Raw genomic sequence first — 12832 nt, forward strand, 5'->3', positions numbered from 1 at the left:
AAAAGGATGATTAACAAAATGGGTAAATATTTTGGGACTGATGGAGTCCGTGGAGAAGCAAACGTAGAATTGACGCCAGAATTGGCCTTTAAATTGGGTCGTTTTGGAGGTTATGTCCTCAGTCAACACGAAACGGAAACCCCTAAAGTCTTTGTAGGACGTGATACACGTATCTCAGGAGAAATGCTAGAATCTGCCTTGGTAGCGGGTCTCCTCTCAGTAGGGATTCACGTCTACAAACTCGGTGTCCTTGCAACACCAGCAGTAGCTTATTTGGTTAAAACTGAGGGAGCTAGTGCGGGTGTCATGATTTCAGCGAGTCACAACCCAGCCCTTGATAATGGAATTAAGTTCTTTGGTGGAGATGGCTTTAAGCTTGACGACGACAAAGAAGCAGAAATTGAAGCCTTGCTGGATGCTGCCGAGGACACTCTTCCTCGTCCAAGTGCCGAAGGCTTGGGAACCTTAGTGGACTATCCAGAAGGCTTACGTAAGTACGAGGGCTACCTTGTTTCAACTGGAACTCCTCTTGAAGGAATGAAAGTGGCCTTGGACACAGCAAACGGTGCAGCGTCTACAAGTGCCCGTCAAATTTTCGCTGATCTTGGTGCCCAGTTGACAGTTATCGGTGAGACACCAGATGGTCTTAATATCAACTTGAATGTTGGTTCAACACACCCAGAAACTCTTCAAGAAGTGGTGAAAGAAAGCCAGTCAGCTATTGGTTTGGCCTTTGACGGAGATAGTGACCGATTGATTGCTGTTGATGAAAATGGCGACATCGTCGATGGTGATAAGATCATGTACATTATCGGGAAATATCTTTCTGAAAAAGGCCAGTTGGCTCAAAACACCATTGTGACAACGGTTATGTCTAACCTTGGCTTCCATAAGGCCTTGGATCGCGAAGGCATCAATAAGGCAGTCACTGCAGTTGGTGACCGCTATGTCGTTGAAGAAATGAGAAAATCAGGCTACAACCTTGGTGGTGAACAATCAGGCCACGTTATCTTGATGGACTACAATACAACTGGTGATGGTCAATTATCAGCTGTTCAATTGACTAAAATCATGAAAGAAACAGGCAAGAGCTTGTCTCAACTAGCATCAGAAGTGACGATTTACCCACAAAAACTGGTCAATATCCGAGTGGAAAATGCCATGAAAGAAAAAGCCATGGAAGTACCAGCCATCAAGACAATCATCGAAAAGATGGAAGAAGAGATGGCAGGGAACGGTCGTATCCTTGTCCGTCCGAGTGGAACAGAACCCCTCTTGCGTGTCATGGCAGAAGCCCCTACAACAGAAGAAGTTAACTACTACGTAGATACGATTGCTGCTGTTGTTAAAGATGAAATCGGAATTGACTAAAGCCTAGAAAACTAGATGAAATGATAAAAATGTGGTACAATTGCATAGTAAATTGTAGCAATGGGAGAGAAAAATGAATCTTAAACGAGAACAAGAATTTGTTAGCCAGTATCACTTTGATGCTCGTAACTTTGAATGGGAAAATGAAAATGGAGCTCCTGAAACCAAGGTAGATGTGAACTTTCAGTTACTGCAACATGACCAAGAAAACCAAGTGACTTCGCTTGTTGTTATCTTGAGTTTCATGATTGTCTTTGACAAATTTGTCATCAGCGGAACGATTTCCCAAGTTAACCATGTAGAAGGTCGAATTGTCAACGAACCAAGCGAATTTAACCAAGAAGAAGTTGAAAACTTGGCACGTCCATGTTTGAACATGCTCAACCGTTTGACGTATGAAGTAACAGAAATCGCCTTGGATCTTCCAGGGATCAATTTGGAGTTTTAGTCATGAAATTAGCTGTCATTACAGATTCTTCAGCCTATTTAGAGGAGAAGACGCTGCAAAGAGAGAATCTTTTTATCTTGGATATTCCTGTCAATATCGATGGGGAGGAGTATGTGGAAGGTGTCAATCTGACTGCTGAGGAATTTTATCAAAAAATGGCTCAGTCTGCAGAATTGCCTAAAACCAGTCAACCAAGTATTGCCAAATTGGATGAGATTCTTAGTTCACTGAAAGACAAGGGTTATACCCATGTCTTGGGACTCTTTCTTTCGTCAGGAATTTCAGGTTTTTATCAGAACATCCAATACATGTTAGAAGAGTATGATGGCTTGACCATTGCCTTTCCGGATACCCATATCACAAGCTCCCCTCTAGGATTTATGGTGGAGAGTGCCTTTGAATGGGCAGAACAAGGCGACGATTTTGCTCAGATTCAGGAAAAATTAGCTCTTCAAATTGCTGATAACTCAGCCTTTATCATAGTAGATGATCTCGACCACTTGGTTAAGGGAGGACGTTTGTCAAATGGGGCTGCCATCTTAGGGAATCTCCTTAGTATCAAGCCTATCCTTTACTTTAATGACCAAGGTGTGATCGAAGTTTACGAAAAAGTTCGTACGGAAAAGAAGGCAATCAAACGTTTGGTGGAAATCATCAAAGAGTTGACAAAAGATGGGGACTACCGTATCACAGTCATTCATGGCAATACTCCTCAAAAGGCAGTGGACTTACGTCAGCTTTTGATTGAGAGCGGTGTGACTTCTGAGATTCCAATTGTTAGCTTTGGTAGTGTCATTGGGACCCACCTTGGAGAAGGCAGTATTGCCTTGAGCTATACACCAATCGTCTAGATTGTTCTTACAGGCTTTGTATCTTAGCAATTGAACACAGACTATCTGCCTCTTGAAAAAAGATGCCTGTCTTGCCTTTCGTGGAAAGTCAGCGCCATTCCCTATTTTTCACGGGCAGCTAACGTCCTTTGTATCTTAGACAGGAGTAGAGATGAGTATTCGAGTAATTATTGCCGGTTTTAAGGGAAAGATGGGCCAAGCTGCTTGTCAGATGGTCTTGGCTGATCCAGACTTGGACTTGGTTGCAGTTTTGGATCCTTTTGAGTCTGAGTCAGAATGGCAGGGAATTCCTGTCTTCAATGATAAGACTGACTTGGCTGGTTTTGAAGCGGATGTTTGGGTAGATTTTACCACACCAGCAGTTGCCTACGAAAATACACGTTTTGCTCTTGAAAATGGCTTCGCTCCAGTAGTTGGAACAACAGGCTTTACTAGTGAAGAAATTGCAGAACTAAAAGCATATTCCCGTGAACAAGATTTGGGTGGTTTGATCGCCCCTAACTTTGCCTTGGGAGCTGTTTTGCTTATGCAATTTGCGGCGCAGGCTGCCAAATATTTCCCAAATGTGGAGATTATCGAACTCCATCATGACAAGAAAAAGGATGCTCCGAGTGGAACAGCTATCAAAACAGCTGAGTTGATGGCGGAAGTTCGAGAGTCTATTCAACAAGGTGCGGCTGATGAGGAAGAATTGATTGTGGGTGCTCGCGGTGCTGACTTTGATGGCATGCGCATCCATTCGGTCCGTCTACCAGGCTTGGTAGCCCATCAGGAAGTCATCTTTGGCAATCAAGGAGAAGGATTGACCCTCCGTCATGACTCCTATGATCGCAGCTCCTTCATGACAGGGGTAAATTTGGGAATCAAAGAAGTTGTCAAGCGTCATGAGCTTGTCTATGGATTAGAACACTTATTATGAGATTAACACAAATGCCTTCTGAATTTCAGAAGGCTTTACCAGTATTAGAAAAAATTAAAGAAGCAGGCTTTGAAGCTTATTTTGTTGGGGGTTCCGTCAGAGATGCTATCCTCAATCGCCCTATCCACGATGTGGATATTGCGACCTCTTCCTATCCAGAGGAGACCAAGCAGATATTTTCCCGCACAGCCGATATCGGAATCGAGCACGGAACGGTCTTGGTTTTAGATGGCGATGAGGAGTATGAGGTAACCACCTTTCGGACAGAGGATGTCTATGTAGACTATCGCAGGCCCAGTGCAGTTTCCTTTGTGCGCTCGCTAGAAGAAGACCTCAAACGCCGTGATTTCACAGTCAACGCCTTTGCCTTGGATGAGACAGGGGAAATCATTGACTTGTTCCATGGTTTAGAAGATTTGGAAAATCAAGTCTTGCGAGCAGTTGGAATTGCTAGTGAGCGTTTCAACGAAGATGCTCTGCGTATTATGCGTGGTTTTCGCTTTCAGGCCAGTCTTGGTTTTGAACTTGAGCGAGAAACATTTGAAGCTATGAAATCCTTGACGCCGCTCTTGGAGAAGATTTCTGTGGAGCGCACCTTCGTTGAGTTTGATAAACTCTTGCTGGCACCTTTTTGGCGAGTTGGCCTGTCTTCCATGATTGAGAGTCAAGCTTATGATTATCTCCCTGATATGGCAGCCAGTCGAGAAAAGCTTCAAAAATTGTTTGATTTAGAGGCGGATTTCACCTTTGAGTCTTCCGAACAAGCCTGGGCGGCTCTATTGTGGACTTTGGAGATTAAAGATGCACAGCCATTTTTGAAACATTGGAAGACCTCACGTCAATTTGCCAAGCAAGTACAGGATTTGCTGACCATTTTGGCTTTGCGAGAAGAAGGAGAGCTGAGCAAGCGCGATTGTTACCGCTTTGACTTGGATTCCCTTCTACAAGCTGAAAGTCTTCGTCAGGCTCAAGGGAAAGAAGTCAACCCACAAGCCATCACAGAAACTTACCAGAGTTTGACCATTCATGATAAGAAAGAAATCCAGATTAACGGAGGAGTTCTGATTAAGGAATATGGTTATCAGCCAGGTCCAGACTTGGGAGAAATTTTAACAGAGATTGAGTATGCCATTGTCGATGGAGAGTTGGAAAATGATCGTCAAGCCATCCATGCTTACCTGAGGGAGAAAGAATGAGTGATTTTATCGTTGAAAAACTAAGCAAATCAGTTGGGGACAAGACAGTCTTTAAAGATATTTCCTTTATCATTCATGATTTGGATAGAATTGGTCTAATTGGTGTTAATGGAACGGGTAAGACAACCCTTTTGGACGTCCTTTCTGGCACTTCTGGCTTTGATGGGGACGTCAGCCCCTTTTCAGCTAAGAATGATTATCAGATTGGCTACTTGACTCAGAATCCAGATTTTGATGATAGCAAGACGGTCTTGGATACGGTTCTTTCCAGCGACCTCAAGGAAATCCAGCTCATTCGTGAGTATGAGTTAATCATGCTCAACTACAGCGAGGACAAGCAGGCTCGTTTGGAACGGGTCATGGCGGAGATGGATTCTCTTCAAGCATGGGAAATCGAAAGTCAGGTCAAGACCGTTCTCAGCAAGTTGGGTATTCAGGATTTGTCAACTCCAGTTGGTGAATTGTCAGGTGGTCTGAGAAGACGGGTCCAGTTGGCGCAAGTTCTTCTTGGAAACCACGATCTCTTGCTTTTGGACGAGCCAACCAACCATTTGGACATTGCGACCATTGAGTGGCTGACTCTCTTTTTGAAAAATTCCAAGAAGACGGTTCTCTTTATCACCCACGATCGCTATTTCCTAGATGCACTGTCAACGCGGATTTTCGAGTTGGACCGAGCAGGCTTGACCGAGTATCAGGGTAATTATCAGGACTATGTTCGCCTCAAGGCTGAACAAGATGAGCGCGACGCTGCTCTCCTTCACAAGAAAGAACAACTCTATAAGCAAGAATTGGCTTGGATGCGTAGACAACCGCAGGCGCGTGCGACCAAGCAGCAGGCTCGTATCAATCGTTTCCATGACTTGAAAAAAGAAGTTTCAGGCAGTAGTACTGAGACAGACTTGACCATGAACTTTGAGACCAGTCGGATTGGGAAAAAAGTCATCGAGTTTCAGAATGTTTCTTTCGCCTATGAGAACAAGCCGATTTTACAAGATTTTAATCTCTTGGTGCAAGCTAAAGACCGCATTGGAATCGTTGGTAACAATGGTGTTGGGAAGTCAACTCTTCTCAATCTGATTGCAGGGAGTCTTGAGCCGACGTCAGGTCATCTTGTGATTGGGGAAACCGTTCGTATCGCCTATTTCTCTCAACAAATTGAAGGGTTGGATGAAAGCAAACGGGTTATCAACTACCTGCAGGAAGTAGCAGAAGAGGTTAAGACCAGTGGTGGTTCTACGACTTCCATCGCTGAGCTGCTAGAGCAATTCCTCTTTCCACGTTTGACACATGGAACCTTGATTGAGAAGTTATCTGGTGGCGAGAAAAAACGACTCTATCTCCTTAAACTTCTCTTGGAAAAACCAAATGTTCTCCTCTTGGACGAGCCGACCAATGACCTAGACATTGCGACTTTGACAGTCTTGGAGAATTTCTTGCAGGGCTTTGCAGGTCCCGTTTTAACAGTCAGCCACGACCGTTATTTTCTGGATAAGGTGGCAACAAAAATCCTCGCTTTTGAAGATGGCAACATTCGTACTTTCTTTGGTCATTACACCGACTACCTTGACGAAAAAGCCTTTGAAACAGAGATGGCCAATCAAGTGCAAAAGGCCGAAAAGGAGAAAGTGGTCAAAGTCCGTGAAGACAAGAAGCGTATGACCTACCAAGAAAAGCAGGAGTGGGCAAGTATTGAAGGGGATATTGAGGCCTTAGAAAATCGTATCTCTGCTATTGAAGAGGAAATGCAGGCTAATGGTTCTGACTTTGGTAAGCTAGCTACTCTCCAAAAAGAACTGGATGAGAAAAACGAAGCACTCCTTGAAAAATACGAACGCTTTGAATATCTAAGTGACTTTGATAGCTAGAAGAATAGAAAAATCCTATCGCAATGATGACCTGCACCCCAAAAGTTAGACAGAAAAAATCTAACTTTTGGGGTGTTTTATTATGAAATTGAGTTATGAAGATAAAGTTCAAATCTATGAACTAAGAAAGCAAGAACAAAGCTTCAAACAGCTTTCAAAAAGATTTCAAAAAGATTTGGAGTGGCTGTTTCTGGTCTAAAGTACATGGTGCAATTAATCAACCGTTATGGAATAGAAATCGTTAAAAAGGGGAAGAATCGATACTATTCCCCAGAATTAAAACAAGAAATAATCGATAAAATTCTGCTGGAAGGTCGTTCACAAAGAAGTGTTAGTCTTGATTATGCCCTCCCAAACCAAGGAATGCTTCCAAATTGGCTGGCACAATACAAGAAAAACGGGGTATACTATTGTTGAGAAAACAAGAGGGAGACTAGCTAAAATGGGATGTAAACGGAAGAAAACTTGGGAAGAAATGACAGAACTAGAGCGACTTCAAGAGGAGAATGAACGTCTACGTACTGAGGTGGCCTACCTAAAAAAGTTAAAAGAGTTGGAGGAAAGGGACGAAGCCTTAGAGCGAGAAAGGCAGAGACAGTTAGAGAAATGGTTTCAGGAGGATTTCGACTAGATTTACTTCTTGAAACAGCACGTTTAGCTCGCTCAACTTACTATTATCAGTTGAAACAGCTGGATGGGTTTGATAAAGATAAAGAGCTTAAAACCGAAATTCAAGCCATTTATAATGAACATAAAAGCAACTATGGCTATCGTCGAATCCATTTAGAATTAAGGAATCGTGGTTATATGGTGAATCATAAGAAGGTTCAACGGCTGATGAAAATTCTTGGTTTAACGGCTCGTATCCGTCGAAAACGGAAGTATTCCTCTTATCATGGAGAGGTAGGGAAGAAAGCAGAGAATCTCATTCAACGCCAATTTGAAGCAGCCAAACCAATGGAAAAGTGCTACACAGATGTAACAGAGTTTGCTATTCCAAACAGCACTCAGAAACTCTATTTATCGCCCGTTTTAGATGGCTTTAACAGCGAAATTATTGCCTATCATCTTTCTAGGTCACCGAACTTGGTACAAGTGAAAGCTATGCTGGAGCAGGCCTTTACAGAGAAACACTATGAAAATACCATTTTACACTGTGACCAAGGCTGGCAATACCAACATGATTCTTATCATCGGTTTCTAGAGAGTAAGGGAATTCAAGCATCCATGTCACGCAAGGGCAACAGCCCAGACAATGGTATGATGGAGTCCTTCTTCGGTATTTTGAAATCGGAAATGTTTTACGGTTATGAGAAGACCTTGAGCAAGCTATTGTGAACTACATTGATTATTACAACAACAAACAAATCAAGCTCAAGCTAAAAGGACTTAGTCCTGTGCAATACAGAACTAAATCCTTTCAATAATTAATTGTCTAACTTTTTGGGGTCAGTACATGACAGGATTTCTCTATTCTTTTTTGGTTTCCTGGTGGAAGATATTTTGCCAAGTCTCATGGCGACGCCAGATACTGGTATGGATGATGCCATCTAGCTCATAGCAAATGAGTTTGGTTTTCTGACTAATGGAGGTAATCTGAATGTCCTTAATCGTAGCTTTAAGTTCTTTTTCAGACTTATAAGCTTCTTTGTCCATCTGCTCGCCATCTTGACGGATATAGATAAAGTCTTCAGCAAGGAGTTCTTCTAGTTGATTTCCCTGATCAATCAATTGCTCGCGCATGAGCAGTTTTTTGTAGACATTGTCTAAAATCTCGTCTTCAGGTATGGGAGCTGGTTCGATATGGACATCGGTATCAAATACCCCAAAACGTTCTTCCAGCATAGACTCGACTTGATCCGCAATCTCGTGACTTTCATAGACTGATAGGTCAGGATTCATCTCCAGGGTGATATCAAGGTAGATATTGCTACCGTAGGTACGCCCTCTTTGGGATTTGACCTTACTAATCTTTGGAATTTCCATGATGGCCTTTTGGTAGTCCTCCAGCAAACGGTCGTCAAAACCATCTGAAAGACTGAAGGATGACTCGATAAAGATATCATAGGCTGTCTTTAAGATAAAGAAAGTGATGATGATAGCGACCAATTTATCTACGATTGGATAGTTGAAACTGCTGGCTAGGATAGCAATGGAAGTCCCAAGTGAGGTGACAGCATCGGAAAGATTGTCCTTGGCAGCTGCCTTCAGAGCCTTGGATTTGGATTTCTTACTGAGGCGAGTATTATAGAGATAAACGGCAAACATGACCGCTGCCGAAATAATTCCTAGAATCGCTCCCAAAGGATCGATGAGTGTTTGTTCCCGACTGAGAATTTTTTGAATGGTGTCCCGAAGAACATCGAAGCTAACGTAGAACATGATGATAGAAGTAATCAAGCTAGCTAAATCTTCAATCTTCCAGTGACCAAAGCGGTGGTCACGGTCTGCAGGCTGGCGAGCCATCCGAATGCCAATCAGAAGTGCAACATTTCCGATAATATCGGATACGTTGTTAAAACCATCTGCCACCAAACTGGAAGAATGCAGGAGGTGCCCAGTTGCCAATTTTGCTGCAGACAAGAGGAGGTAGGTTGAAATGCTGATAATGGCTCCACGTTCTGCCAACTTGAGATTTGACATGGATTGATTCATCGGACTTCCTTTCTAGTGCTGAGATTCTGTTCTCATTATACTGGTTTTTATGGGAAAATTCAAATTTAGTCTTGTTTCATCGGATTTTAATTCTTGAAAACTTTTCAAATTTTGATATAATAGTACTACTCAAGGGAGTAGCTGGCAGAAACCTGTGATAGTGTCGTCATTCCGAATTTTATACTGTAAAGTATTCTTTCCGGCGCTATCTTAAACAGCGAGACTTGTTATGGATTAACAGGTCTCTTTTTGTTTGTCATAAAACCAAAAGAGAGCTTGTTTTGCACACAATGTCAAGGAGGAGACACATGTCAAAAAAACAAAAACGCCAAGCGTTTTACACTCAGAGTCCTAAAGAGGTCTTGAAGTCAGTTGAAGCAACTGAGCAAGGTCTTTCGTCAAGCGAAGCGCAGAAACGCCTAACTGAATTTGGACGTAATGAACTGGAAGAGGGTGAGAAAAAATCTCTCCTAGTCAAGTTTATCGAGCAATTTAAGGATTTGATGATTATTATTTTGGTGGCTGCAGCCATCTTGTCTGTCATAACTTCTGGTGGGGAAGATATCGCAGATGCCATCATTATCCTTGCCGTGGTTATCATCAATGCAGCCTTCGGTGTTTACCAAGAAGGAAAAGCAGAAGAAGCCATCGAAGCCCTCAAATCTATGTCCAGTCCAGCTGCTCGCGTTATTCGTGATGGACACATGGCAGAAATTGATTCCAAAGAATTGGTGCCAGGAGATATCGTTGCCCTTGAAGTAGGTGACGTAGTGCCAGCAGACCTACGTTTGCTAGAAGCTAATTCACTTAAAATCGAAGAAGCAGCCCTAACAGGTGAGTCTGTTCCAGTCGAAAAAGACTTGACGGTCGAGCTCTCTGCAGATGCTGGTATTGGTGACCGTGTCAATATGGCCTTCCAAAACTCAAACGTGACTTATGGTCGTGGTCTTGGTGTTGTTGTCAATACAGGTATGTACACGGAAGTTGGTCATATCGCTGGCATGCTCCAAGATGCGGATGAGACGGATACACCACTCAAACAAAACTTGAACAACCTTTCTAAGGTCTTGACCTATGCAATTTTGGTCATTGCCCTTGTTACTTTTGTAGTTGGAGTCTTCATTCAAGGTAAAGATCCACTTGGTGAGTTGATGACCTCTGTTGCGCTTGCTGTTGCAGCTATCCCAGAAGGCCTTCCTGCTATCGTAACCATCGTTCTTGCCCTCGGTACTCAAGTTTTGGCTAAACGAAACTCTATCGTTCGTAAGTTGCCAGCAGTAGAAACACTTGGTTCAACAGAAATCATCGCTTCTGATAAGACTGGTACGCTTACCATGAACAAGATGACAGTCGAAAAAGTCTTCTATGACGCAGTCCTACATGACTCTGCTGATGACATTGAACTTGGCTTGGACATGCCGCTTCTTCGTTCAGTTGTTTTGGCTAATGATACCAAGATTGATGCTGAGGGAAACCTGATTGGTGACCCAACCGAAACAGCCTTCGTCCAGTATGCCTTGGACAAGGGCTATGATGTTAAAGGATTTTTAGAGAAATATCCTCGTGTAGCTGAATTGCCGTTTGACTCAGATCGTAAACTCATGTCAACGATTCACCCATTGTCAGATGGTAAATTTCTCGTAGCAGTCAAAGGGGCTCCAGATCAACTCTTGAAACGTTGTGTTGCTCGTGATAAGGCTGGAGATGTTGCTCCGATTGATAATCAAGTCAATGACTTAATTCATACAAACAACTCTGAAATGGCTCACCAAGCCTTGCGTGTTCTTGCGGGTGCTTATAAGATTATCGATAGTATTCCAGAAAATCTTACTTCTGAAGAACTTGAAAACAACTTGATCTTTACTGGTTTGATTGGGATGATTGACCCTGAACGTGCCGAAGCAGCAGAAGCCGTTCGTGTGGCTAAAGAAGCCGGAATCCGTCCAATCATGATTACGGGTGACCACCAAGACACAGCAGAAGCCATTGCCAAACGTTTGGGAATCATCGATGAAAATGACTCAGAAGACCATGTCTTGACTGGTGCGGAACTTAACGAACTTTCTGATGAAGAATTTGAAAAAGTCGTTGGTCAATACTCTGTTTATGCGCGTGTATCTCCAGAACACAAGGTTCGTATCGTGAAAGCTTGGCAAAATCAAGGTAAGGTCGTTGCCATGACAGGTGACGGTGTTAATGACGCTCCAGCTCTAAAAACAGCCGATATTGGTATCGGTATGGGGATCACTGGTACAGAAGTTTCTAAAGGAGCTTCTGACATGATTCTTGCAGATGATAACTTTGCGACCATTATCGTCGCAGTTGAAGAAGGACGTAAGGTCTTCTCAAACATTCAAAAGACCATTCAATACCTGCTTTCTGCCAATACGGCTGAAGTTTTGACTATCTTCCTATCAACCTTGTTTGGTTGGGATGTCCTACAGCCAGTTCATCTCTTGTGGATCAACTTAGTAACCGATACCTTCCCAGCTATCGCTCTTGGTGTGGAGCCAGCTGAGCCAGGTGTTATGACCCACAAACCACGTGGACGCAAATCAAGCTTCTTCTCAGGTGGGGTCATGAGTTCTATCATCTATCAAGGTCTCCTTCAAGGCGCCCTCGTCTTGACTGTTTATGGCCTTGCTCTTGCCTATCCAGTCCATGTAGGAGACAACCAAGCTATTCACGCAGATGCCCTTACCATGGCCTTTGCAACACTCGGTTTGATCCAGCTCTTCCATGCCTACAATGTTAAGTCTGTTTACCAATCCATCTTGACAGTTGGACCATTCAAGTCTAAGACCTTCAACTGGTCTATCTTGGTGTCCTTCATTCTTCTCATGGCAACCATTGTCGTAGAACCACTTGAAGGTATCTTCCACGTAACCAAACTAGACTTATCACAATGGGCTATTGTTCTAGCTGGAAGCTTCTCAATGATTCTTATCGTAGAAATCGTTAAGTTTGTTCAACGTAAACTTGGTCTTGATAAGAACGCGATTTAAAAAGAAAGTCATCTTCGGATGGCTTTTTTTGCATTTGAGGGAAAGGACTAGAAGTTGCCCCCTTTTGTGCTATAATAAAGTAAAGTTGTAAGGAGCGTAAGGGAATGGAAAAGAAAATTGTCCGAGATGTCTTATTCTTGTCACAGGTATCGAAACCTGCAAGTCAGGAGGACCTTTATCTGGCTAAGGATTTGCAGGATACCCTGCTGGCTAATCGAGAGACCTGTGTAGGTCTGGCAGCCAATATGATTGGTGTGCAGAAGCGCGTGATTATCTTTAATCTTGGCCTAGTTCCCATGGTCATGTTTAACCCTGTTCTCCTTTCCTATAAAGGATCTTACGAGACAGAGGAAGGTTGTTTGTCTTTGACCGGGGTTCGACCGACGACCCGTTATGAAACGATTACGGTTTCCTATCGTGATAGTAAGTGGCAGGAGCAGACCATTACTCTGACAGGTTTTCCGGCTCAGATATGCCAACATGAACTGGATCATTTGGAAGGACGAATTATTTAGGAGG

The 12832-nt window shown here is 43.1% G+C and carries 9 protein-coding genes and 1 pseudogene; 9 read left to right on the plus strand and 1 reads right to left on the minus strand.

The features are described from left to right. The first annotated feature begins 18 nt into the window (after positions 1–18). The 7 genes and pseudogenes from glmM to M1F97_RS01605 all read left to right on the plus strand — a co-directional run bounded on the left by glmM (position 19) and on the right by M1F97_RS01605 (position 8080). Entirely contained in the window at positions 19–1371 is a 1353-nt protein-coding gene (gene glmM / locus M1F97_RS01575; protein WP_247944311.1) for a phosphoglucosamine mutase, read from the plus strand. 73 nt (positions 1372–1444) lie between these two features. Continuing rightward, on the plus strand, positions 1445–1819 hold the full coding sequence (locus tag M1F97_RS01580; protein WP_001050090.1) for a DUF1149 family protein: 375 nt from the start codon (positions 1445–1447) through the stop codon (positions 1817–1819). A 2-nt stretch (positions 1820–1821) separates the two neighbouring features. Beyond that, the gene (locus M1F97_RS01585) at positions 1822–2670 is read left to right on the plus strand and encodes a DegV family protein (RefSeq protein ID WP_247943970.1); all 849 of its coding nucleotides are present in this window, start codon (positions 1822–1824) and stop codon (positions 2668–2670) included. Between the two features lie 151 nt (positions 2671–2821). Further along, positions 2822–3589 carry a 4-hydroxy-tetrahydrodipicolinate reductase gene (dapB, locus tag M1F97_RS01590; RefSeq protein WP_247943971.1) on the plus strand — a complete coding sequence of 256 codons (768 nt, stop codon included), beginning with the start codon at positions 2822–2824 and terminating at the stop codon, positions 3587–3589. Further along, on the plus strand, positions 3586–4785 hold the full coding sequence (locus M1F97_RS01595; protein ID WP_247943972.1) for a CCA tRNA nucleotidyltransferase: 1200 nt from the start codon (positions 3586–3588) through the stop codon (positions 4783–4785). Before dapB ends, M1F97_RS01595 begins: the two co-directional genes overlap by 4 nt. Then, a complete protein-coding gene (locus tag M1F97_RS01600; RefSeq protein ID WP_247943973.1) occupies positions 4782–6653 on the plus strand; it encodes an ABC-F family ATP-binding cassette domain-containing protein in 1872 nt (623 codons plus the stop codon). Before M1F97_RS01595 ends, M1F97_RS01600 begins: the two co-directional genes overlap by 4 nt. An 82-nt stretch (positions 6654–6735) precedes the next feature. Beyond that, positions 6736–8080, plus strand: a pseudogene (locus tag M1F97_RS01605) (IS3 family transposase). A gap of 43 nt (positions 8081–8123) precedes the next feature. Here M1F97_RS01605 and mntE read toward each other — a convergent pair. After that, complete coding sequence (gene mntE / locus M1F97_RS01610; RefSeq protein ID WP_247943974.1) at positions 8124–9308, minus strand: cation diffusion facilitator family transporter; 1185 nt, start codon at positions 9306–9308, stop codon at positions 8124–8126. Between the two features lie 308 nt (positions 9309–9616). Here mntE and M1F97_RS01615 point away from each other — a divergent pair, with 308 nt between their 5' ends. Continuing rightward, entirely contained in the window at positions 9617–12313 is a 2697-nt protein-coding gene (locus tag M1F97_RS01615; protein WP_247943975.1) for a cation-translocating P-type ATPase, read from the plus strand. Between the two features lie 104 nt (positions 12314–12417). Next, positions 12418–12828, plus strand: coding sequence for a peptide deformylase (locus M1F97_RS01620; protein ID WP_247943976.1), 411 nt, complete (start codon positions 12418–12420; stop codon positions 12826–12828). The last annotated feature ends 4 nt before the right edge of the window (positions 12829–12832 follow it).

Origin of the sequence: Streptococcus oralis (genome assembly GCF_023110435.1) — a bacterium.
Lineage (GTDB): Bacteria > Bacillota > Bacilli > Lactobacillales > Streptococcaceae > Streptococcus > Streptococcus oralis_CF.